22 protein-coding genes are annotated in these 22,778 nt (G+C 73.6%); 5 read left to right on the top strand and 17 right to left on the bottom strand.

What is annotated here, in order from left to right; all coding sequences use genetic code 11:
* Nucleotides 1-6: 6 nt before the first annotated feature.
* Nucleotides 7-657 carry an L-threonylcarbamoyladenylate synthase gene (locus IEY98_RS27480; RefSeq protein ID WP_189213555.1) on the bottom strand — a complete coding sequence of 217 codons (651 nt, stop codon included), beginning with the start codon at nt 655-657 and terminating at the stop codon, nt 7-9.
* 10 nt (nt 658-667) lie between these two features.
* Nucleotides 668-1,462, bottom strand: coding sequence for a tetratricopeptide repeat protein (locus tag IEY98_RS27485; protein WP_189213556.1), 795 nt, complete (start codon nt 1,460-1,462; stop codon nt 668-670).
* A 79-nt stretch (nt 1,463-1,541) separates the two neighbouring features.
* Here IEY98_RS27485 and IEY98_RS27490 point away from each other — a divergent pair, with 79 nt between their 5' ends.
* Nucleotides 1,542-2,261, top strand: a complete 720-nt coding sequence (locus IEY98_RS27490; protein WP_189213557.1) for a serine/threonine kinase C-terminal domain-containing protein — start codon at nt 1,542-1,544, stop codon at nt 2,259-2,261.
* Here IEY98_RS27490 and prmC read toward each other — a convergent pair.
* The 13 genes from prmC to argS form a co-directional block, all read right to left on the bottom strand.
* The gene (gene prmC / locus IEY98_RS27495) at nt 2,258-3,121 is read right to left on the bottom strand and encodes a peptide chain release factor N(5)-glutamine methyltransferase (protein WP_189213558.1); all 864 of its coding nucleotides are present in this window, start codon (nt 3,119-3,121) and stop codon (nt 2,258-2,260) included. The genes IEY98_RS27490 and prmC overlap by 4 nt on opposite strands.
* Nucleotides 3,122-3,200: 79 nt before the next feature.
* Nucleotides 3,201-4,619, bottom strand: a complete 1,419-nt coding sequence (locus IEY98_RS27500) for an alpha/beta hydrolase family protein (protein ID WP_229787569.1) — start codon at nt 4,617-4,619, stop codon at nt 3,201-3,203.
* 95 nt (nt 4,620-4,714) lie between these two features.
* The gene (gene prfA, locus IEY98_RS27505) at nt 4,715-5,794 is read right to left on the bottom strand and encodes a peptide chain release factor 1 (protein WP_189213559.1); all 1,080 of its coding nucleotides are present in this window, start codon (nt 5,792-5,794) and stop codon (nt 4,715-4,717) included.
* Nucleotides 5,795-5,875: 81 nt separating this feature from the next.
* Complete coding sequence (rpmE, locus tag IEY98_RS27510; RefSeq protein WP_189213560.1) at nt 5,876-6,097, bottom strand: 50S ribosomal protein L31; 222 nt, start codon at nt 6,095-6,097, stop codon at nt 5,876-5,878.
* A 318-nt stretch (nt 6,098-6,415) separates the two neighbouring features.
* Nucleotides 6,416-7,744 carry a glycosyltransferase 87 family protein gene (locus tag IEY98_RS27515; protein WP_189213561.1) on the bottom strand — a complete coding sequence of 443 codons (1,329 nt, stop codon included), beginning with the start codon at nt 7,742-7,744 and terminating at the stop codon, nt 6,416-6,418.
* A 77-nt stretch (nt 7,745-7,821) separates the two neighbouring features.
* Complete coding sequence (locus IEY98_RS27520) at nt 7,822-8,319, bottom strand: SRPBCC family protein (protein ID WP_189213562.1); 498 nt, start codon at nt 8,317-8,319, stop codon at nt 7,822-7,824.
* The gene (locus IEY98_RS27525) at nt 8,303-8,647 is read right to left on the bottom strand and encodes an ArsR/SmtB family transcription factor (RefSeq protein WP_189213563.1); all 345 of its coding nucleotides are present in this window, start codon (nt 8,645-8,647) and stop codon (nt 8,303-8,305) included. The genes IEY98_RS27520 and IEY98_RS27525 overlap by 17 nt, the downstream gene beginning before the upstream one ends.
* Nucleotides 8,648-8,738: 91 nt before the next feature.
* A complete protein-coding gene (rho, locus tag IEY98_RS27530; protein WP_189213564.1) occupies nt 8,739-10,760 on the bottom strand; it encodes a transcription termination factor Rho in 2,022 nt (673 codons plus the stop codon).
* A 413-nt stretch (nt 10,761-11,173) separates the two neighbouring features.
* On the bottom strand, nt 11,174-12,046 hold the full coding sequence (thrB, locus tag IEY98_RS27535; protein ID WP_189213565.1) for a homoserine kinase: 873 nt from the start codon (nt 12,044-12,046) through the stop codon (nt 11,174-11,176).
* Nucleotides 12,043-13,119: a threonine synthase gene (thrC, locus tag IEY98_RS27540; RefSeq protein ID WP_189213566.1), complete on the bottom strand. Its 1,077-nt coding sequence runs from the start codon at nt 13,117-13,119 to the stop codon at nt 12,043-12,045. Before thrC ends, thrB begins: the two co-directional genes overlap by 4 nt.
* Nucleotides 13,116-14,432 (bottom strand): homoserine dehydrogenase, encoded by a 1,317-nt coding sequence (locus IEY98_RS27545; RefSeq protein ID WP_189213567.1) that lies wholly within the window; start codon nt 14,430-14,432, stop codon nt 13,116-13,118. Before IEY98_RS27545 ends, thrC begins: the two co-directional genes overlap by 4 nt.
* Nucleotides 14,429-15,865 (bottom strand): diaminopimelate decarboxylase, encoded by a 1,437-nt coding sequence (gene lysA / locus IEY98_RS27550; protein WP_189213568.1) that lies wholly within the window; start codon nt 15,863-15,865, stop codon nt 14,429-14,431. Before lysA ends, IEY98_RS27545 begins: the two co-directional genes overlap by 4 nt.
* 12 nt (nt 15,866-15,877) lie before the next feature.
* Nucleotides 15,878-17,524, bottom strand: a complete 1,647-nt coding sequence (argS, locus tag IEY98_RS27555; RefSeq protein ID WP_189213569.1) for an arginine--tRNA ligase — start codon at nt 17,522-17,524, stop codon at nt 15,878-15,880.
* A 59-nt stretch (nt 17,525-17,583) separates the two neighbouring features.
* Here argS and IEY98_RS27560 point away from each other — a divergent pair, with 59 nt between their 5' ends.
* The 3 genes from IEY98_RS27560 (at nt 17,584) to IEY98_RS27570 (ending at nt 19,820) form a co-directional block, all read left to right on the top strand.
* Complete coding sequence (locus IEY98_RS27560) at nt 17,584-18,279, top strand: thioredoxin-like domain-containing protein (RefSeq protein WP_189213570.1); 696 nt, start codon at nt 17,584-17,586, stop codon at nt 18,277-18,279.
* Between the two features lie 66 nt (nt 18,280-18,345).
* Entirely contained in the window at nt 18,346-19,158 is an 813-nt protein-coding gene (locus tag IEY98_RS27565; protein ID WP_189213571.1) for a thioredoxin-like domain-containing protein, read from the top strand.
* Entirely contained in the window at nt 19,155-19,820 is a 666-nt protein-coding gene (locus tag IEY98_RS27570; RefSeq protein WP_189213572.1) for a DUF305 domain-containing protein, read from the top strand. The genes IEY98_RS27565 and IEY98_RS27570 overlap by 4 nt, the downstream gene beginning before the upstream one ends.
* A gap of 1 nt (nt 19,821) precedes the next feature.
* On the opposite strand, the gene IEY98_RS27575 is transcribed toward IEY98_RS27570, so the two are convergent.
* A complete protein-coding gene (locus IEY98_RS27575) occupies nt 19,822-20,715 on the bottom strand; it encodes a cation diffusion facilitator family transporter (protein ID WP_189213573.1) in 894 nt (297 codons plus the stop codon).
* A 262-nt stretch (nt 20,716-20,977) separates the two neighbouring features.
* Nucleotides 20,978-22,096: an alkene reductase gene (locus IEY98_RS27580; RefSeq protein WP_189213574.1), complete on the bottom strand. Its 1,119-nt coding sequence runs from the start codon at nt 22,094-22,096 to the stop codon at nt 20,978-20,980.
* An 84-nt stretch (nt 22,097-22,180) separates the two neighbouring features.
* Here IEY98_RS27580 and IEY98_RS27585 point away from each other — a divergent pair, with 84 nt between their 5' ends.
* On the top strand, nt 22,181-22,696 hold the full coding sequence (locus IEY98_RS27585; protein WP_229787571.1) for a MarR family winged helix-turn-helix transcriptional regulator: 516 nt from the start codon (nt 22,181-22,183) through the stop codon (nt 22,694-22,696).
* Nucleotides 22,697-22,778 lie beyond the last annotated feature (82 nt).

Genomic DNA, 22,778 nt, shown 5'->3' on the forward strand with positions numbered 1-22,778 from the left:
GCGTGGTCAGCGCGCGGTCCGCACCTCGGTGCCGAGCGCGTCGGCGACCTCGGCGACGCTGACCGCGCCCTCGCGCAGGATCACCGGCTCGTCCCCGGTGAGGTCGACGATGGTGGACGGCACCGGGTCCCCGCACGGCCCGCCGTCGAGGTAGACGGTGACGGCCCCGCCCAGCTGGTCGAGCGCGTCCTGGGCGTTGTTGGGCGCCGGGTGGCCGGTGCGGTTGGCGCTGGAGACGGCCATCGGGCCGACCTCGCGCAGCAGTTCGAGCGCGACCGGGTGCAGCGGCATCCGCAGCATCACCGTGCCGCCGGTGCGGCCGAGGTCCCAGGACAGCGACGGCGCGTGCGGCAGCACGATGGACAGGTCGCCCGGCCAGAACGCCTCGACCAGGGTCCTGGCCTGCGGGGGCACGGAGAGCACGAGCCCGTCGAGGGTCGACCACGACCCGACGAGCACGCCGACCGGCATGTCCGGGCCGCGGCCCTTCGCGCCGAGCAGCGACACCACGGAGTCGGCTGAGAAGGCGTCGCAGCCGATGCCGTAGACGGTGTCGGTGGGGATCACGACCAGTTGTCCCGCGCGCACCGCGCTGGCGGCCGCGGCGAGCCCGTCCGCACGCTCGTCGGCGACCGAACAGTCGAAGACCATGCTCACGGCGATGACCCTATCCCTCTGCCGGTCCGGTGATCCGCCGCCCCTTGGCGTGGCGCTCGGCCAGGACGCGCCAGTTCTGGCGGCGGAAGCGCAGCACGATCGCGCCCAGCAGGACCGCGCCGACGAGCACCCCGGCCACGACCACCGCCGGGTTGCCCGACAGGCCGCCCATGGCGACCAGGAGCAGGCCGAGCGACACCGCGAGCACGGCCAGGCTCACCGCGATGCCCTCCGGCTCCCACCGCCACCGGCGGGCCGCGACGACCTCGGCGTGCAGCCGCCGCGCGCCGCGGCGCAGCTCCGGGTCGTCGACGTCGAGGTCGAGCATGCGCCGGGCGGCGCGCTCGCACTCGGTCAGCTGCTCGGCGCTGGTGAAGACCAGGACGTCGTCCGCGGTGCGGGTGCGGGCCTGGTCGGCGACCGAGCACCAGGTGCTGGCCAGGTAGTAGCGCAGGACCGGGTCGTCGGTGTCGGCGAAGCGCGCCTCCAGCTCGCTGGCCGCCTCCCGCGCCAGGCCCGCGGCGACCAGGGCCTGGGAGCGGCCCAACAGGACCAGCGGGTCGTCCGGCGCGACCCTCGCGGCGCGCTGGTAGCGGCGCAGCGCGGCACGCCAGCGGCCGCGCGCGAGCAGGACGTCGCCGACGCCCACCTCGTCGTGCGGGTGCACGCGCAGCTCGCCCGCGCCGCGGAACTCCCGCAGCGCCTCGTCCAGCTCGCCCGCGAGCAGCGCGGCGCGGCCCCGGGCGGCGTGGCCGTCGGCCGCCGCCGGGTCGGCGGCGGGCGCCAGCCGCCACTTCTCGATCACGTCCTGCCAAGTCCGTAGCATTGGATCACCCGGGTCGGCACGCTACTCTCGGTAGGCCTCGCCGCCTGCACGACATCCGATGACAGGAGACCTCACGAGCCCCCGATCGCCGCGCACCGGATTCCAGCTCAGCTCACGCAGGCTGGCATCCGTCCTAGTCACGGCCTACATCGCGGTGAGCGCGGTGCTCGGCGCCATGCTGCTGGCCGCGCCGCCCGTGCCGGAGGCGACGGGGCAGCCGCGCACGACGTACTCCTACCGGCCGGGGCCGCCGTCACCCTCCGGCCCGACCGGTCGGTCTAGCGGGGAGTTCCCCAGACCGATGCTGTCCACACCCAGCCCGTCGATGGTGGCGCTGCCGATCCCGGCGGGGTACCAGCGGGTGGTGGGCCCCGGCGGGCTGGTGACCACGGTCCCGCAGGGCTGGACGATCACCCGGTCCACCGGCCCCGGCTCGGTGCAGGCCACCGACCCGGCCGACCCCGGCCGCTTCGTGCGCTACGGCGGCGCGCCGCCGCCGTCCGCGTCGCTGAACGAGTCCCATGTGGACTACGCCCGCGCGTTCGGCGCTGCCAAGCCGGGCTACCGCGCCATCCGGCTCGACGCGGTGACCTACCGGGGGATGGCCGCGGTGGAGTGGGAGTTCGCGCACGCGATCGATGGCGGCACGCGGCACGCGAAGTCGCTGTACTGGCGGGTCGACGGGATCGAGTTCTTCATCTACGCGGCGGCTCCGGCGGAGCGCTGGGCCGAGACGGAGCCCATCTACCGCACGATGATGGCCAACAGCACGCCCTAGGCCCGCACGGCGGTGGCGAACCGGGGCCTGCCCGCGAGATCGCGGTGCTCGGCGACGTCGCGGAGCACCGAGCGCGCCGCGAGCAGGGCGGGCACCTGCTCGGCGTGGGTGTCGTCGTGCTCGATCGCCACGCCGCCGCCGGGGGCGAGCAGGCGCGCGGCCAGGGCGACCACCGGGCGGATGACGTCGAGGCCGTCGGCGCCGGAGAAGACGGCGTCGTGCGGGTCGTGGTCCGCGACCTCGGGCGGGACCTCGGTGCCCTCGGGCACGTAGGGCGGGTTGCACAGGACCAGGTCGACGCGCCCGTCGAGGTCGGTGAGCAGGTCGGGGTCGGTGACGTCGGCGGCGATCAGCCGGATCGGCGTGTCCCCGGCCGCCACCCGCGCGTCGGCGTTGCGGCGGGCCCAGGAGAGGGCCGCCGGGTCGCGCTCGACGGCGTGGACGGTCGCGTCGGGGCGGGCGGCGGCGTAGGAGAGCGCCAGCGCCCCGGACCCGGTGCACAGGTCGACGACGACGGGCGCCTGCCTGCCCGCCGTGGCCTTCAGCCCCCATTCCAGCAGCAGCTCGGTCTCCGGCCGGGGGACGAACACGCCCGGCCCCACCGCCAGGTCGACGGCCCCCATCGCCGCGCTCCCGATGAGGTGCTGCAGCGGCTCCCGCCGCGCCCGCCGCGCGACCAGCCTGCCGATCGCCTCGACCACCGCCCGGTCGACCAGCGGCACGAGCGGCAGCCTGCCGCGCTCGACGCCCAGCACATGGGCGGCCAACAACTCGGCGTCGACCCGAGGCGACCCCACCCCCGCCTGCGCCAGAATCCGCTCGGCGTCGAGGATCGCCAGACGAAGCGGCTGACGGTTCATGCGCTCAGCTTCGCACGACCGCCGGGCGGCACGCCGTCGACGTGCCCGCCGGGTGCGGGCACGACCGGGCGTCCCGCGGTCAGCTGAAGATCAGGGCGAGCGCCCGCGGGGTCGGCCCGCTGGTGTTGCCCGCGGCGTCGCTGGCCGTGGCGGTTACCGCGTGGAGGCCGCGCAGGCCGGTCGTCGGGGTCGTCCAGGTGGCGCAGGCGTCGGCGCAGGTGGCCTGGCGGGTGCTCTGGCGGCCGGTGACCAGGTCGGTGAAGGTGAGGGTGACGGCGGTGACGGCGCGGTCGTCGGCGGCGGTGCCGGTGACCGGGGCGCCGCCGACGAGGAACAGCGGAACGCGGTCGAGCGTCGCGGTGGGCGCGGTGGTGTCGGCGGGCGGTTCGACGTCCTCGAACAGGGTCTCGGCGAAGGCGAGGGAGTCCGCCAGGGCGGCGGTGAGGCTCGCGCCGTGGCCCGCGGGGTAGGTCTTGTAGGTCACCGGCTGGGCGTTGTCGCGCAGGTCCCGCACCAGCTGCTCGGTCAGCGACTGCGGCACCGTCTGGTCCTCGGTCCCCTGGGCGATCAGCAGGGGCCGGTCGTAGCCGGTGACGGGGACGTCGAAGACCGCGCCCCACGCCTGCGCGAACGGCGCGCCCAGGTCCTTGGTGAGCATGTCGGCGAGGCTCACCGACGCCATCCGCTCGCCCATCGCCGCGCCGCACAGCTCGCCCGCGTCGGCGACGACCTCGCGGCCCAGCGGGGTCAGGTAGGAGTCGAGGTCGAAGGCCGGATCGGCCACGCGCAGCCCGGCGAGGATGTACGCGACGAGGACCTTGGTGCCGCCGGAGATCAGCGACGGCGGGAACGCCGGCCCGATGAGCGAGACGAACCCGCTGAGGTTCGACGGCACCCCGACGCCCACCGCGCCCCGGTAGTCCAGCTCGGGCGCGTAGCGGGTGGCCAGGTGGGCGGTGTGCACGGCGGCGTGCCCGCCCTGCGACAGGCCGACCGCCAGCCAGTGCGGCGACAGCTCCGGCGTCACCGACCGCGCGGCCCGCACGATGTCGACCACGCCGTAGGCCTGGGCCTTGCCGTCGAGGTACGGGTGCCCGCCCGGCGTGCCGAGGCCGGTGTAGTCGGTCGCCGTGACCGCGTAGCCCGCGTCCAGCCACGCCGACAGGTAGGCGTCCATGCCGCCCAGCGGCCGCGCCGACGGCGCGCAGGCGTCGCCGAGCCCGGTGGTCCCGTGCGCCCACGACATGACCGGCCAGCCGCCCGCGGGCGCGCTCCCCTCCGGCAGGTAGACCGTGCCGGTGACGGCGACCGGGGCGCCCACGGCGCCGGTGGAGGTGTACTCGACGAAGTAGCCGCTCGCCGCGGCGGCGGGCAGCCGGTCGGCGGCCAGCGGCGCGATCCGGACGACGCTGCCGGGCGCGTCGGCCGCCGCGGCCTGCGCGGGCACGAGCGCCGTCACGAGCGGGACAAGCGCGGCGATGACGCGGGCACGGATCACGGAACAGCCTCCTGGGTCGAGGCCGACCGTATTGATCAGCGTTCCCGCAGTTCAAGGCCGGTGTCGGAACTTGTCACCGCCCGCACAAGGCGGGCCTAGCCGCTTTGTTGCGCGGCCATGCGTTCGGCGCGGTCGGCGGCGATCAGCGCGTCCAGGACGCCGTCGAGGTCGCCTTCCAGCACCGCGTCGAGGTTGTGGGCCTTGTAGCCGACCCGGTGGTCGGAGATGCGGTTCTCCGGGAAGTTGTAGGTGCGCACGCGCTCGGAGCGGTCCACGGTGCGGATCTGGCTGCGGCGGGCGTCGCTGGCGCGGGCGGCGGCCTCCTCCTCGGCGAGGGCGAGCAGCCGGGCGCGCAGCACCTGCATGGCCCGGGCCTTGTTCTGCAGCTGCGAGCGCTCGTTCTGACAGGAGACGACGATCCCGGTGGGCAGGTGCGTGATGCGCACGGCGGAGTCGGTCGTGTTGACGCTCTGACCGCCCTTGCCGGAGGACCGGTAGACGTCGACGCGCAGGTCCTTGTCCGGGATCTCGCCCAGCTCGGCGGCCTCCTCGGCCTCCGGGTACACGAGCACGCCCGCGGCCGAGGTGTGGATGCGGCCCTGGGACTCGGTGACCGGCACGCGCTGGACGCGGTGCACGCCGCCCTCCCACTTCAGGCGCGCCCACACGCCGTCGGGGTCGCTGCCGGTGCTCTTGATGACGACCGTGGCGTCCTTGACCCCGCCGAGGTCGGAGTCGGTGGCGTCGAGGATCTCCGACTTCCAGCCGTGGCGCTCGGCGTAGCGCAGGTACATGCGCAGCAGGTCGCCCGCGAACAGCGCGGACTCCTCGCCGCCCTCGCCGGACTTGACCTCAAGGACCACGTCGGCGCCGTCGTGCGGGTCGCGGGGCAGCAGCAGCTCGGTGAGCCGGGCCTGCAGCTCGGGGATGCGCCGGGCCAGCTCGTCGGCCTCCGCGGCGAAGGTCTCGTCCTCGCGGGCCAGCTCGCGCGCGGCCTCCAGGTCCTCGCGGGCGGTGTCCAGCTCGCGCATCGTGCGGATGACCGGGGTCAGCTCGGCGTAGCGGCGGCCCAGCTTGCGCACGCGGTCCTGGTCGGCGTGGATGCCGGGGTCGGCGAGGGCCGCCTCCAGCTCCTCGTACTCCCGCACCCGCTCGGCCAGCTGTGACGCGTCCACTGTGCTCCCCTCTGGGCGTACCGGCTCCGGAACATGACGACGGCGCCCGTCCCCGACCCGGGGAGGGCGCCGTCGGCGAAGCTACTTCGCGGCCTTGCTCCGCTTGCCGTAGCGCGCCTCGAAGCGCGCGACGCGGCCGCCGGTGTCCAGGATCTTCTGCTTGCCCGTGTAGAACGGGTGGCAAGCCGAGCAGACCTCGACGGTGATGTTGCCCGACTTCTTGGTGCTGCGCGTGGTGAAGCTGTTCCCGCAGCCGCAGTGCACCTCGGTCGTGACGTAATCGGGGTGGATGCCGTTCTTCATTGGTCGCCTTCCTCGGGTGGCCGCCGGGTCCTCGCGTGCAGGTGAACCGGTGCCGGACTCGACCTGACAGTCTGCCAGACGCCTCCCGTGCAACGCGTGCCCGGGTGCGCGTATTCCGCCGCCGCCGCTCACCGCGCACCGATGACCACTGGCCGACGGTGATCGCCCGCTCACCGACCGTGCTGCGACTGCGCCGTTCGGCCGTCGCAGACTGTCCGGGTGCTCTGCGCCGTGGACAGACCGCTCTCGGTTACCGCGTGGCTGGCGGCGCCGCTGGTGTTCGCGGCGGCCGTGCTGGGCATCACCGCCGCCTGCGGCCTACTCGTCGACGCGCCCTGGACCGTCAGCGTGTCCAGCGGGCTCGCGGGCGCCACCACCGCGATCGCCGCCGTCCTCGCCGAGGCGGTGGCCTGGCGCTCCCGCCGCCAGCGGCTCGTGCTGTCGGCGGCGTACCCGGTCGGGCTGCTGGCGACCGGGCTGGCCGCCGACGGGACGCCGCTGCCGACCTGGCTGGCGCTCGCCCTCGGCCTGGCCGCGACGACGGCCCTGCTTCGCCTGGTATGGCAGCGAAGCCAGGAAGAGTAGGAAGTAGAGGTTGCCCGCCACCGGTCCGCCCAGCGCGGCGACGCTCGTCTCCGGGATGAGCCCGCTCTCCGGCGGGTAGACCCGGACGAACCAGGCGAACGTCAGCGCCACCACGACCCCCGCGAAGGCCCTGCGGTGGACGACGGCGAGGACGAGCGGCGCGAACCACACCCAGTGGTGCGTCCAGGAGAACGGCGAGACGGCCGTCGCGCACAGCCCCGTGACGGCCATGCCCAGCACCTCGTCCCCCCGCCGCCGTGCCCGCACCGCCACGGCGAGCGACACCGCGGCGAGGATGGCCGCGCCGACGAGCCACAGCCCCGTCTCGTGGTCCATCGTCCTGGCCAGCGCCCCGCGCAGCGAGTGGTTCGTCGCCGCGTCGACCGGGTTGATCCGGCCGACCTCGGCGAACGCCCCGTCCAGCCAGAACGCCGCGGCGTCGGCCGGGAGCAGGGCGAACCCGGCCGCCACCGTCGCGGCCACGGTCGCGACCGCGACGCCCGCCGCGCGGAACCGCCTGGTCAGCAGCAGGTAGACGACGAACAGCAGCGGTGTCAGCTTGATCGCCGCCGCGATGCCGATCCCGACGCCCTGCCACCGCCTCCCGCCGTTGCGCAGCAGGTCCCATGCGACGAGGGCGAGCAGGATCCAGTTGACCTGCCCCAGGTAGACGGTCGTGCGGACCGGGTCGAGCCAGCAGATGACGCCCGCGAGGGCCGCGACGACCCCCGGCCGGGCCGTCGGCGCCGCCCACCGCACGACCATCACGACGAGCACGAGGTTCCCGACCGCCCAGAGCACGCGGAGCACGTCGAGGGACACCATCGCCAGCGGCGTGAACAGGAGCGCGGCGAACGGCGGGTAGACGAACTTCAGGGACGCGGTGACGCCCTGTTCGTAGAGCCGCCCACCGTCGAGCACCACCGCACCGGCGGCGCGGTAGACCTCCAGGTCGATCATGCTCCAGTGCGCCGCAGGCCAGATCAGCACCGTGACGCCGTGGGCGAGAACAGCCGCCGCGAGGACGAACAGCCCGTGCCTGCGGGCGAGAAGGGGGATCACCCTCCCCGAACGCCCGCGCGGCGGGGCCCGTTGAGCCGCTGGCGGAATCCAACGGCGGCTTCACGCGAGCGAGGGCGTCACCCCAGGCCGACGGCGATCTCCTCCAGCATGTCCATCGCGTCCTGCATGCCGTGCTCCATTCCGGACTCGATGTGGAAGTCGCGGTGCTCGGGCTTGGTGTGCTCGACGAGGATGGTGACCGTCGTGCGGCCGTCCTTCTCCCGCAGCTCCACGGTGTTGAGCGCGGCGTCGTCCTCGCCCGCGTCCGGGGCGCCCTCGTACACCTCGGTGTAGACCAGCCGGGAGTTCGGCACGACCTCCCGGTACGTGCCGTGGAAGCCGACGTCGAAGCCGCCGGTGGCCACCATCGCGTAGCGCCAGGCGCCGCCGACGCGCAGGTCCACCTCGCAGACGGTCATCGTGCCGCGGTTGGCGTGCCACCAGCGGCGGATGAGCTCGGGTTCGGTGTAGGCGCGGTAGACCAGCTCCGCCGGGGCGTTGAACTCCCGGGTGATGAGGATCTGGTTGTCGGCCGGAAGGGTCACCACCGCGGTGCCCTTAGTCGTCGCTGTCATGACGCTCCTTCAGTTCCTCGATGACGGTTTCCATCAGGTCGAAGCGGCGGGTCCAGGTCCGCTCGTAGGCCCTGACCCAGTCGTATATGGCCCGCAACGGCTCGCCGTTGAGGCGGTAGAGCCGCTGCCTGCCCACCTCGCGCACGTCCACGAGACCGACCTCGCGCAGGACGCGCAGGTGCTTGGACACCAGCGGCTGGACGATCCCCATGGCGGCGACCAGGTCGGTGACGGACCGCTCCCCCTCGGCCAGCAGGTCCAGGATCTGCCGCCGCCGGGGTTCGGCCACCGCGTTGAACGCGTCCGCCGTGGTCGCCGCCCTCGCCATGCCGGGAACAATACATACCCATATCGGTATGCGTCAAGCCGAGAGAAAGGCCGCCCCGGCGTGCCGGGGCGGCCTGTCGTTCTCCCAAGCGTCAGTCTTCGTGCTGCGAAGGCGTCGTCTTGGCCACCTGCATCAGGAACTCGATGTTGGTGCGGGACTTGCGCAGCCGGTCGAGCAGCAGCTCGATGGCGGCCTGGCTGTCCAGGGCGTGCAGCACCCGGCGCAGCTTGACGGTGACCGCCAGCTCGTCGGGCGAGAGCAGCAGCTCCTCCTTGCGGGTGCTGGACTGGTCGACGTCCACGGCCGGGAAGGTCCGCTTGTCGGCGATCTTGCGGTCCAGCTTGAGCTCGGCGTTGCCGGTGCCCTTGAACTCCTCGAAGATCACCGTGTCGGCCGCGGAGCCGGTCTCCACCAGCGCGGTCGCGATGATCGTCAGGGAGCCGCCGTTCTCGATGTTGCGCGCCGCGCCCAGGAACCGCTTCGGCGGGTACAGCGCTGTCGAGTCGACACCACCGGACAGGATGCGCCCGGACGCCGGGGCGGCCAGGTTGTACGCCCGGCCGAGGCGGGTGATCGAGTCCAGCAGCACGACCACGTCGTGGCCCATCTCCACCAGGCGCTTGGCGCGCTCGATGGACAGCTCGGCCACGGTGGTGTGGTCGCCCGGCGGGCGGTCGAAGGTCGAGGCGATGACCTCGCCCTTCACCGAGCGCTGCATGTCGGTGACTTCCTCGGGCCGCTCGTCGACGAGGACGACCATCAGGTAGCACTCGGGGTTGTTGGTCGTGATCGCGTTGGCGATCGACTGCAACACCGAGGTCTTGCCGGCCTTCGGCGGCGACACGATGAGCGCGCGCTGCCCCTTGCCCAGCGGCATCACCAGGTCGATGACGCGCGTGGTGAGGATGTGCGGCTCGGTCTCCAGGCGCAGCCGCTCGTTCGGGTAGAGCGCCGTCAGCTTGGTGAACTCCGGGCGGTTGCGCGCGCCGTCGGGCTCCAGGCCGTTGATCGTCTCCACCCGCACCAGCGGGTTGAACTTCTGCCGCTGCTGCTCGCCCTCACGCGGCTGGCGGACCAGGCCGGTGATGGCGTCGCCGCGGCGCAGACCGTACTTGCGGACCAGCGACAGCGACACGTAGACGTCGTTGGGGCCGGACAGGTAGCCGGACGTGCGCACGAAGGCGTAGTTCTCCAGCACGTCGAGCACACCGGCGACCGGCAGCAGCACGTCGTCCTCGCGGACCTCGGTGTCGTTCTGCCCACCGCCGCCGCCGGTCTCGCCGCGGCCGCCGCGCCTGCGGCGGTCGCGGAACCGGCGACCGCGACGGCCGCCGCGCTCGTCGTCGTCGTCATCGTCGTCGACCCGGTGGCCCTGCTGCTGGCCGCGGTTGTCCTGGCGGCCGCGGTCGCGGTCGCGCTCCTGGCGCTCGCCACGCTCCTGCCGGTCAGCACGGTCACCACGGTCCTGCCGGTCACCCCGGTCGGCCCGCTCGCCGCGGTCCTGCCGGTCGCCGCGCTCGGCGCGGTCACCCCGGTCGGCGCGGTCACCGCGCTCCGAGCGATCACCGCGCTCGGAGCGGTCGCCCCGGTCGCGCTGCCGCTCGCGGCGGCCCTGGCCGTCGCCCTGCGGCCGCTCGACGCGCGGCTGCTCCTCGACCGGCGCGGACGCGGCCGGGGCGTCGGCGGTGCGCGGCTGCTCCGGGGCCTCGGCCGGGGCCGATGCCTCGGCCTGGGCCTTGTCCGGGCTGCCCGCGGGCCGCACGACGGCGCGCCGACGGCGGCTCTCCCGGCGTGGCGCCTCCTCCGCCGCGGGCGCCTCCTTGGCCGGGGCCTCCGCCTTCGCCGGGGCGTCGGCCGCCCCGTTGAGCGGAAGCTCCTGGGCGGTCGGGGCGGACGACGAGCCACCCTGCCGCTCCTTGATGGCAGCGATCAGGTCGCCCTTGCGCATTCCCGCGATTCCGGTGATCCCCAGCTGGCCCGCGAGGGCCCGCAGCTCGGGCAGCACCATCCCGGACAGGCCTGCCCGCTTGCGCGGCGCCCCGCCGTTGCGCTTGGCGCCGGACTCCGGGGTCTCCGCAGCGCTGTCACTGCTCAATAGATCGGTATTGCTCACACATGTCCTTCCTGACCGGCCCCCGCCTCCTACGTGGACCAGCGGACCGCCGCCCGACGGAACGCGAAGCGGCCGTTCTCCCCATCAGGCGCGCACCCGACACGACGCTGGCCAGTTTCTCCGGCCAATCGCGCGACTGAGCCGCTGATTGGGAGCATCTGGTCACCACGGTCGTCGGGTACCTGCCATCCCCGATCCGGCGTAGGCAGAACCGAGATCTTCGGCAGATGATGCGGCCCGGAGCAAATTTCCCGGGAACGACACCGGGCGCCCGTGCGCGCGGTGACTGAACGCCCCCGAGGGTAGACGCCCGTCACGCAAGGTGCAACAACCGCCTTACAGCGCGTCGCACGAATCGTGACTTTGACCGGTGATGTGCGTCACCGCTGGATTGCGAGCAGATGACAACACCGTCACATGGTCTCAACAACGACGCCCGCGCGGTCTATTCCCAACGGCCACACCGTGAAACCCCCGAGTTCCAGCCCGTCGGGCAGGGAGTCGGAGGTGCACAGCGCGAGCACCGTCGGGCCCGCCCCGGACACCGCCGCGGCGACCCCCCGCGCGCGCAGATCGCGCACCAGGCCGAGCGTCGCCGGGTAGGCCGACTCCCGGTAGTCCTGGTGCAGGCGGTCCGCGGTGGCGGGCAGCAGCAGTTCCGGCGCCGCCGTCACCGCGTGCACGGCCAGCGCGGCCCGGCCAGCGGCGAAGGCGGCGTCGGCGTGCGGGACGCGCTCGGGCAGCAGTCCCCTGGTCACGTGCGTGTCGGAGCGCGTGTCCGGGACGATCGCGAACGCGCGCAGGTCCGGGTGCGGCTCCAGCCGGGCGGCCCGGAAGCCGTCGGCGTCGTGCCAGGCCACCACGAGCCCGCCCAGCAGGCTCGCGGCGACGTTGTCGGCGTGGCCCTCGAACTCCGCGGCCAGGTGCAGCGCGTCGTCGTCCAGCGGCCGCCCCGCCAGCCCGTACGCGGCCGCGATCCCGGCGACGATCGCCGCGGCCGACGACCCCAGCCCGCGCGCGTGCGGGATGGTGTTCTCGCAGACCAGCTCCACCGGCCCCGGGTCGCTGCCGAGCTTGGCCGCCGCCGCGCGCATGGCCCGCAGCACCAGGTGCCGCTCGTCCAGCGCGACCTCGCCCGCGCCCTCGCCCACGACCCGCACGGCGGTGGCGGGCGCGGGCCGCACGACGACCTCGTCGTAGCGGCCCAGCGCCATGCCGAGCGCGTCGAAGCCCGAGCCGAGGTTGGCGGTCGAGGCCGGGACGCGGACGCGGACCCCCGCGCTCACGTCAGTTCCAGCGCCGCCGCCACCGCGGTCGCGTCCACCGGCACCGGCTCGACCTCGGCGACACCGGACAGCGCCGTGTCCGGGTCCTTGAGCCCGTGGCCGGTCACCGTGCAGACCACGGTCGCCCCGCGCGGGAGCCGCCCGTCGGCCGCGGTCTTGAGCAGGCCCGCGACCGAAGCGGCCGAGGCGGGCTCGACGAACACGCCCTCCCGCGTGGACAGCAGCCGGTAGGCGGCGATGATCTCCTCGTCGGTCACCGCGTCGATGAGCCCCCGGGACTCCTCGCGCGCGGCCACCGCGCCCGCCCAGGACGCCGGGCTGCCGACGCGGATCGCGGTCGCGATCGTCTCCGGGTTGGGCACCGGCTCCCCGCGCACGATGGGCGCGGCGCCCGCGGCCTGGAAGCCGAACATCCTCGGCGGCGCGTCGATGACGCCGTCCTGCGAGTAGCCCTTGTAGCCCTGCCACGCCGCGGTGATGTTGCCCGCGTTGCCCACGGGCAGGCAGTGCACGTCGGGCGCGCGGCCCAGCACGTCGCAGATCTCCCACGCGACCGTGCGCTGCCCGATGAGCCGCACCGGGTTGACGGAGTTGACCAGCTCGATCGGGTACTCGGCCGCGGTCTTGCGGGCCAGTTCGAGGCAGTCGTCGAAGTTGCCCTGGATTTGCAGGATGCGCGCGCCGTAGGCCACGGCCTGCGCCAGCTTGCCGAGCGCGATCTTCCCGGTCGGCACGAGGACCGCGCAGGTCAGGCCCGCGCGGGCGGCGTAGGCCGCCGCCGACGCGGAGGTGTTGCCGGTGGAGGCGCAGATGACGGCCTCGCGCCCGATCGCCTTGGCGTGGGTCACCGCCACGGTCATGCCGCGGTCCTTGAACGACCCGGTGGGGTTGACGCCCTCGGTCTTCAGGTAGACCGTGGCGCCGGTCAGCTCGGACAGGTGCGGGGCGGGCAGCAGCGGGGTGTTGCCCTCCCCCAGGGTGACGACCTCGGCGCCCGGCGGCACCGCGATCCGGCCTGCGTAGGCCCGGATGATTCCCGGCCAGCCGGGACGGACATCGGTAGGGACGGTCACAGTTCCTCGCCTTCGACCCGCATCACGCTCACCACGTCGTGGACGAAGGGCAGTCCGGCGATCTTGTCCACAGTGGACCGCAGGGCCGCGTCCGGCGCGGAGTGGGTGACGATGACCAGGCTCGCGTCGCTGGAGCGCCCTTCCTGGCGCACCGCGGCGATGCTCACCTCGTGCTGGGCGAACACGGCGGCCACGGCCGCCAGCACGCCCGCGCGGTCGGCGACGTCCAGGCTGATGTGGTACCTGGTCGCTGCCTGCGCGATGGGTCGGACCGGCAGGTCGGCGTAGGCCGACTCGCGCGGACCCCGCCCGCCGACGACCCGGTTGCGGGCTACCGCCACCAGGTCGCCGAGGACTGCGCTGGCGGTGGGTGCACCGCCAGCGCCCTGTCCGTAGAACATCAGCTGGCCCGCGGCGTCCGCCTCGACGAACACCGCGTTGAACGCGCCGTTGACCCCGGCCAGCGGGTGCGAGCGCGGGATCATCGCCGGGTGGACGCGCACCGCGACGGCCTCGCCCGGCCGGTCGCCGCCCGCCTCGACGCGCTCGCAGATGGCCAGCAGCTTGATGGTGCGGCCGAGGGCGCGCGCGGCGGCCACGTCGGCGGCGGTGACCCCGGTGATGCCCTCGCGGTGCACCTGGCCCGCGGTGACGCGGGTGTGGAAGGCGATGGAGGCCAGGATCGCGGCCTTGGACGCGGCGTCGTAGCCCTCGACGTCGGCGGTCGGGTCGGCCTCGGCGTAGCCGAGGCGGGACGCCTCGTCCAGCGCCTCGGCGTACCCGGCCCCGGTCTCGTCCATGGCCGAGAGGATGAAGTTGGTCGTGCCGTTGACGATGCCCATGACGCGGGTGATCCGGTCGCCCGCCATGGACTCGCGCAGCGGCCGCAGCAGCGGGATCGCGCCCGCGACCGCGGCCTCGAAGTACAGGTCCGCCCCGGTGGCGTCGGCAGCGGCGAACAGGTCGCCCGCGTGCTCGGCCAGCAGCGCCTTGTTGGCGGTGACGACCGATTTGCCCGCCTTGAGCGCGGTCAGCAGCCAGTCCCTGGTCGGCTCGATGCCGCCGATGACCTCGACCACCACGTCCACGTCGTCGCGGGTGACCAGTCCGGCGGCGTCGGTGGTCAGCAGTTCGGCAGGCACGCCCGGCCGGGGCTTGTTCGCCCGGCGGACGGCGATGCCCGCCAGCTCCACCGGCGCTCCCACCCTGGCGGCGAGGTCGTCGGCCTGCTCTGTCAGCAGGCGGACGATCTGCGTGCCCACCGTCCCACAACCGAGCAGTGCGACGCGGATGGGTTTAGCGGCCTCGGTCACGGCACCTCCAGGCGCAGCAAGTCGTCAACGGTCTCCCGGCGCAGCAGCAGCCGCGCCGCGCCGTCGCGCACCGCGACCACCGCGGGCCTGGGCAACCGGTTGTAGTTGCTGGCCATGGAGTAGCAGTACGCACCGGTCGCGGCCACGGCGAGCAGGTCGCCGGGGGCCAGATTGTCCGGCAGCCAGCAGTCTCGCACCACCACGTCACCGGACTCACAGTGTTTGCCCACTACTCGGGACAGGGTTGCGCCCGCGCCCTGACCGCCCTCGCCGGAGGAGCGGGAGACCAGGCGGGTGTCGTAGACCGCGTCGTACAGGGCCGTGCGGATGTTGTCGCTCATCCCGCCGTCGACGCTGACGTACCGGCGGACGGCGCCGTGGCCGACGGTCACGTCCTTGGTGGTGCCGACCTCGTAGAGGGTGACCGTGCCCGGCCCGACGATGGCGCGGCCCGGCTCGACGGCCACCCTCGGCACCGCCAGCCCCTCCTGCTCGCACTCCTTGCCCACGATGGTCCGCAGCTGCTCGGCCAGCCACGCGGGCGGCGGCGGGTCGTCGGCGGCGGTGTAGGCGATGCCCAGGCCGCCGCCGAGATCGACGGTGGTCAGCTCGGCCAGCGCCGCGGCCCCGTGCGCGCGGTGCAGCTCGGCGAGCAGGCCGATGACCCGGTGCGCCGCCACCTCGAAGCCGTCGGCGTCGAAGATCTGCGAGCCGATGTGGCTGTGCAGGCCGGTCAGCGCGAGGCCGTCGCACTTGAGCACCATCGCGCACGCCTCGGCGGCCGCGCCGCCCGCCAGCGAGAAGCCGAACTTCTGGTCCTCGTGCGCGGTGGCGATGAACTCGTGGGTGTGCGCCTCGACCCCGACGGTCACCCGCACCAGGACGGGCGCGCGGACGCCGCGGTCGCGGGCGAGCTTGTCCAGGCGGGCGATCTCCAGGAACGAGTCGACCACGATGCTGCCCACGCCCGCGTCGAGCGCCGCGGCGAGCTCGTCGACGGACTTGTTGTTGCCGTGGAAGGTGATCCGCTCCGGCGGGAAGTCCGCGCGCAGCGCCACGGCCAGCTCGCCGCCGCTGGCCACGTCCAGGCTCAGCCCCTCGTCGGCCACCCAGCGGGCGATCTCGACGCTGAGGAACGCCTTGCCCGCGTAGTGCACGTTGGCGGGGTCGCCGAAGGCGCGGGCGTGGTCGCGGCAGCGGGAGCGGAAGTCGTCCTCGTCGACGACGAACAGCGGCGTGCCGTAGGTCTCGGCCAGCTCGCGCACGTCGACGCCCGCGATGCGGACGGCGCCGTCGTCGCCTCGGGAGGCGTTGCGCGGCCACACCTGCGGGTGCAGCTCGTCGAGTGCGGCGGGCCCGTCGGGGCGGGCCACGGCGATGGTGCTGGGCGGCAGGATCTCGGCGTGGCGGGGTCCGGCCGGGTGTGCCCTCATGTCAGCTCCAGGTCACATGCGCTCGGGGGCGGCGACGCCGAGCAGGCCCAGGCCGTTGGCCAGCACCTGCCGCGCCGCCGCGCACAGCGCCAGTCGGGCGGCGTGCAGCGGGCCGGGGTCCTCGTCGCCCTGCGGCAGGACCCGGCACGAGTCGTAGAACTTGTGGTACGCCCCGGCCAGCTCCTCGAGGTAGCGGGCGACCCGGTGCGGCTCGCGCAGCTCGGCGGCGGTGGCCACCACGCGCGGGAACTCCCCGATGGTGCGGATCAGGTCGCCCTCGCGCTCGTGGGTGAGCAGTCCGAGGTCGACGGCGTCCGCGGTGACGCCGAGGTCGTCGGCGTTGCGCATCAGCGAGGCGAGGCGGGCGTGCGCGTACTGCACGTAGTAGACCGGGTTGTCGCTGCTGCGCTTGGCCCACAGGTCCAGGTCGATGTCCACTGTGGAGTCCACGGAGGACCGGATCAGCGCGTAGCGCGCCGCGTCGACGCCGACGGCGTCGACCAGGTCCTCCATCGTGATCACGGTGCCTGCGCGCTTGCTCATCCGCAGCGGTTTGCCCGCGCTGACAAGGTTCACCAGCTGTCCGATGAGGACTTCCACGGTGTCCGGGCTGTCGCCGAGCGCCGCTGCGGCGGCCTTGAGCCGGGCGACGTAGCCGTGGTGGTCGGCGCCGAGCAGGTACAGGCACAGGTCGAAGCCGCGGGCGCGCTTGTCCTGGAAGTAGGCGATGTCCCCGGCGATGTAGGCGGGCTCCCCGTCGCTCTTGATGACGACGCGGTCCTTGTCGTCGCCGTACTCGGTGGAGCGCAGCCACCAGGCGTCGTCCTCCAGGTACAGCGCGCCCGAGGCCTTCAGCTTCTCCACGGCCTCGGCGACCGCGCCGGAGGCGTGCAGCGAGTCCTCGTGGAAGTAGACGTCGAAGTCGGTCTTGAACGCGTGCAGGCTGGCCTTGATCTGCTCGAACATCATCCCCACGCCGACGCGGCGGAACACCTCGGCGGGGTCGTCGGCGGCCAGGGCGTTCGGCTCGGCGCGCAGCACGGCCGCGGCGATGTCGCCGATGTAGGCGCCCGCGTAGCCGTCCTCGGGGGTCGGCTCGCCGCGGGCGGCGGCCAGCAGCGAGCGCACGAAGCGGTCGATCTGCGCGCCCGCGTCGTTGAAGTAGTACTCGCGGGTCACGTCCGCGCCCTGGAAGGCCAGCACCCGGCCCAGGGCGTCGCCGACGGCGGCCCAGCGGGTGCCGCCGAGGTGCAGCGGGCCGGTCGGGTTGGCGCTGACGAACTCCAGGTTGACCCGGCGCCCGGCCATGGCGTCGCCGCGGCCGTAGTCCGCGCCCGCGGCCAGGACCTGCGCGGCGATGGCGCCCTGCGCGTCGGCGGCGAGCCGGATGTTGATGAAGCCCGGCCCCGCGGTCTCGGCCGAGGCCACGCCCGCCTCGTCGGCCAGCGCCTCGGCCAGCCAGCCCGCGAGGTCGCGGGGCGCGACGCCCGCCTTCTTGGCGACCTGCATGGCGATGTTGGTGGCGTAGTCGCCGTGCTCGGGGTTGCGGGGGCGCTCGACGGTGACGGCCCGGGGGACCACGTCCGGGTCGACGCCTCGGTCGCCGAGCACCCGGACGGCGGCGGCGCGGACGGCGTCGGCGAGGGCAGCGGGGGTCACGACCGCCAAGTCTAGGGAGCCGTCACCAGCGCGTTCACGTGACCCTAGACTCTGCGGCCATGGTCTTGTTCTCGCGGACGCGGCTGGTCCCGACGGCGCTCGGGGCGCTGCTGCTGACGGCGTGCGGGACGGCGGTCCCCGGCACCCCGGTCGGCCTGCCCGGCCAGGGCGGCCCAGGTCAGACGCGGGACTCCGACGCCCCGTCGGACCCCACCGACGGCATCGAGGGCGTCCTCCGGATCGACTACGCGCACGGCAGCATGCACGTGGACGCGCCCCAGCGGGTGGCCTACGACCACCTGCCGCCGCTGGGCGGCGCGCACGACTCGTTCTGGGCGCCGTGCATGGGCAGCGTCTTCACCGTGCCCGTGCGCACCGAGCACTTCGTTCACTCGATGGAGCACGGCGCGGTCTGGATCACCTACGACCCGGAGCGGGTCGAGGGCGCCGACCTCGACGCGCTCGCCGACCGGGTGGACGGCAAGCCCTATCTGGTGATGTCGCCGTTCCCCGGCCAGGAGACGGCCGTGTCCGTGCAGTCCTGGGGCAGGCAGCTGCGGGTGGACTCCGTCGACGACGAGCGCATCGACCGGTTCGTCGCGGCCGTGCGCGGCAACCCCGACCTCGCCCCGGAACCGGGCGCGAGCTGCGACGGGCTGGGCCCCGACCACTTCGACGAGGACAACCCGCCGCCGTTCGTGGCGGAGCCGCCCGGACCGGACGCCGTGCCGGTCACGGCCGTGCAAGGCGGTTGACGGGGACAAAACACCCGGACCTTAAACTGACCGACGCAACAGGTGTCCCGAGACCCGAGGACGGGCATGGCCAACAAGACCAAGAACAAAGGCGGCAAGGCCGCGCTCAAGGCCGCTCGCGCCTCCGTCGTCTCCAAAAAGGGACTGCCCTGGGGCACGATCGCCGCGGTGGCGGCCGTGGTGCTCATCGCCGCGGGCGTGTTCGGCTACGCGTACGTCCAGATCGACTCGGTGAAGGAGTTCACCGTCTCCGAGGAGAACAAGGACCCGTCGGAGAACATCGACGGCGTGGTCAGGGCCGAGTACGCGGGCAGCCAGCACGTCAACGCCGACCAGCGGGTCGCCTACGACCAGAGCCCGCCGTTCGGCGGTCCGCACGACAACTACTGGGCCGACTGCTCCGGCATCGTCTACCCGGTCGCGGTGCGCAACGAGAACATGGTCCACTCGCTGGAGCACGGCGCGGTGTGGATCGCGTACAACCCCGACCAGGTGTCCGGCGCGGCGCTCGACACGCTCAAGGCCAAGGTCGAGGGCCAGCCGCACATGATGATGTCGCCGTACCCCGGCCTGGACTCGCCGATCTCGCTGCAGTCGTGGGGCCACCAGCTCAAGCTCTCCGACGCCAACGACGAGCGCATCGACCAGTTCATCCGCTCGCTGCGCGCCAACCGCTTCCAGAACCCCGAGCCCGGCGGCCGCTGCGACACCGGCGGGACCGGCTTCGACCCGGCCAACCCGCCGCCGTTCGTGGCCGAGGCGCCCGGGCCGGACGCGGTGAAGATGGACGGCTCCGGCATCGTCCCGCAGGAGGAGTCCGAGATGACGACGACCGGCGCGCCGACGCCGACCACGACGGCAGCCCAGCCGACCCAATGAGCCGGGCCCGCGGCCGCGCGGCGGTCTACTCGATCGCCGCGCTCGCGGTGCTCCTGGTCGGCGCCGCCGTCGGCATGCTGGTGACGCTGAGCGTCGTGCGCCCGGAGTCGACCCCGGGCGCGGGCTCGGTGGACGTCGGGTTCGCCCAGGACATGCGGGTGCACCACCTGCAGGCGATCACCATGGCCGGGCAGGCCCGCGACCGAGGCGCCGACCGGAAGGTGCGCGCGCTCGCCTTCGACATCGAGTCCACCCAGCTCGACCAGAGCGGCCGCCTGGCGGGCTGGCTGGCCGTCTGGGACCAGCCGGAGCTGCCGCCGCCGGGCGAGCCGCACATGCGGTGGATGCCCGCCGAGGGCCACGGCGGGCACGGCGCGGGCGCGGCCGGGGCGGGCGTGACCCGGATGCCCGGCATGGCGACCTCGGAGGAACTGGCCAAGCTGCGCTCGCTGTCCGGGGCCGACCTGGACGTGTACTTCCTTCAGCTGATGCTGCGCCACCACCAGGGCGGGCTCGACATGGCCACGTTCGCCGCCGCCAACGCGCAGACCGAGCACGTCCGGGTGCTGGCGGAGAAGATCGCCGCCGGTCAGGACGCCGAGACCCGGCTCATGCGCTCGATGCTGGCCGAGCGCGGCGCCGAGCCGCTGCCGTTCCCCTGAGTCACCACTCGGGGCTGCACTTGTAGGCGGGCCCCTCGACCTGCAGGGTCGCGTGGTCGATGCCGTACTCGGTGGCCAGCAGGTCGCGGGCGGCGACCAGGACGGCCTCCGGGTCGCCGGTGGTCGTCAGGTGCGCCGAGGCGACCTCCATGCCGCTGGTCAGCGTCCAGACGTGCAGGTCGTGCACCTCGGAGACGGTCGGCAGGGCGCACAGCCTCGCGGTCATCTCGGCGATGTCGATGCGCTCCGGGGCGTGCTGGAACAGGATGCGCAGGGCGCGCCGGGCGAGGGCGTACGTGCGCGGGAGCACCCACACGCCGATGGCCACGCCCACGATGGCGTCGGCGTGGCGCCAGCCGAACGCGAGGGTCACGGTGGCGCTGAGCAGCACGCCGAGGGAGCCGATGAGGTCGGCCAGGACCTCAAGGTAGGCGCCGCGGACGTTGATGCTCTCCTTGGCGCCGTCGCGCAGCAGGAAGAAGGCGATGACGTTGGCGAGCAGGCCGCCCGCCGCGGTCAGCAGCACCGGCAGGCCGGGCACCGCGGGCGGGTCGGTGATCCGGTCGACGGCCTCGACCAGCACGTACCCGGCGACGCCGAAGAGCAGGACGGCGTTGGCGAGCGCGGCGAGGACCTCGGCCCGGTAGAGGCCGAAGGTGCGGTCCGGCTTCCCGGCGGCGCGCCGGGCGGCCATGATCGCCGCCAGCGCGAGGCCGACGCCGATGACGTCGGTGAGCATGTGGGCGGCATCGGAGAGCAGCGCCAGCGACGAGGTCGCCACCCCCACGGCGAACTCCCCCGCCATGACCACCGCGGCGATGCCGAACGCCCACCACAACCGCCCCACCATCCGGCCCGACGCGCTCCGCGGCGCGTGCCCGTGGCCGTGTCCCATGTCCGCTCCTCCCGTGGCTCGACCCCGCCAACATATTGTCACATGCGCATGTGTGCAATACGCGATCGTGCCCGGGAAACGCGACGACCCCGCCCCCTGGTCGGGGCGGGGCCGTTCACGGTGAGCGGTCAAGGTTTCAGGCGGCCGACGAAATCGGACCGTGCCCGCTTGAGGTGGGACCGCCGAGGCTGCTTACAGGGCGTCGGCGGTGGGGTTAGTCGGTCCCGCCCCTGGCTGGGGCGGGGGGCCGCGAGACCGCCGGTCAGTCGGCGCCGGCCTGCCCCGCCCCCAACTCGGGGCAGGCTGGCGAGGCCGGGGGGCAGAGGGTCGGGTAGTCGGTGTAGCCGCGGTGGTCGCCGCCGTAGTAGGTGGTCGGGTCGGGCTCGTTGAACGGGCCGCCCGCGGCCAGGCGGGCGGGCAGGTCCGGGTTGGCCAGGTACAGCGCGCCGAAGGAGACGATGTCGGCGACGCCGTCGGCGACCACGTCCAGCTCGGCGTGTCCGGTCGGGCGCGACCCGGTGTGCGGGTTGAGGATCAGGGCGCCCGCGAACTGCTTGCGCAGCCGCAGCGTCAGGTCCCGGTCGTACTCCACCACGTGCAGGTAGGCCAAGCCCACCGGCTGCAGGGCGTCGACGAGGGCGGTGTAGGTGGCCTCCGGGTCGACCTCGTCGATGTCGTTGTACGTCCCGCCCGGGGAGACCCGCAGCCCGACCCGGTGCGCGCCGATCGCGTCGGCCACGGCGCGCGTCACCTCGACGGCGAAGCGGATGCGGTTGGCCACCGAGCCGCCCCACGCGTCGGTGCGCAGGTTGGTGTTCTCGGCGAGGAACTGCTGGATGAGGTAGCCGTTCGCGCCGTGCAGCTCGACGCCGTCGAAGCCCGCGTCGATCGCGTTGCGGGCGGCGGCGGCGAAGTCGGCGATGGTGGTGGCGATGTCGTCCTCGGTCAGCTCCTTGGGCGTGACGAAGTCCTTCATCCCCTCCTTGGTGTAGACGGCGCCGTCGGCCTTCACCGGAGAGGGCGCCACGGGCCGCAGGCCGTCGGGCAGCAGGACCGGGTGGCCGATGCGGCCGGAGTGCATGAGCTGGACGAAGATCCGGCCGCCCTCGGCGTGCACGGCGTCGGTCACCGCGCGCCAGCCGCGCACCTGCTCGGCGGAGTGCAGGCCCGGCGTGTCCGGATATCCCTGTCCGACCACCGAAGGCTGCGTCGCTTCGGTGATGATGAGCCCGGCGCCCGCCCGCTGCGCGTAGTACTCCGCCATCTGGGGAGATGGCACTCCACCGGCACCATATGCGCGGCTTCGGGTCATGGGAGCCATGGCGATGCGGTTGGCGAGCGGCAGCCCGGCGAGGTCGACCGAGTCGAAGGCGGTAGTCATGCCTGTCCGAACAGGTAAATCTGGCCGACACTTCCCGATCTTCACGAATGTGACACAGACCACATGCAACTGCGGATCCGTAGGATGATTGCGCAGAGGGAGGACGGCATGGGCGACGGGACGTACTGCGAGCCGCACGAGCGCAAGCCGACCGTGCCCGTGCCCGCCACGGCGAGCGGCGGCCCGGTCAGCCACGCGATCTTCCGGCTGACCCGGCTGCACCGGATGGTCGCCGCCCAGCTTCTGCGCAGGCTGGGCCTGCACCCGGGTCAGGAGCTGCTGATGATGCACCTGTGGGAGTGCGGCCCCCAGCGCCAAGCCGACCTCGCCGCCCTCCTCGGCTCCGACTCGGCCACCATCACCCGCACCGTCCACCGCCTGGAACGCGGCGGCTTCGTCCGCCGCACCCCCAGCCCCACCGACGGCCGCTCGGTCATCGTCTCCCCCACCACCGCAGGCAACGCCCTCCGCGCCGAAGTAACCACCATGTGGGACGAACTCGAGAAGCGCACCACAGCAGGCCTGGACGAGCAGGGCATCCAGGCAACCCTCAACGCCCTCCTCCACATGGAATGCAACCTCCGCGAGGCCGACAACTAACGCCAGGCCACCCGGGACCGCCCGGCCCGCCTTGCCCACATCACAGCCGCCAGCCGGGCTGCCTCCCGACCCTTGCCCCACG

The organism is Actinokineospora fastidiosa, from assembly GCF_014648415.1.
GTDB classification, from domain to species: Bacteria; Actinomycetota; Actinomycetes; order Mycobacteriales; family Pseudonocardiaceae; genus Actinokineospora; species Actinokineospora fastidiosa.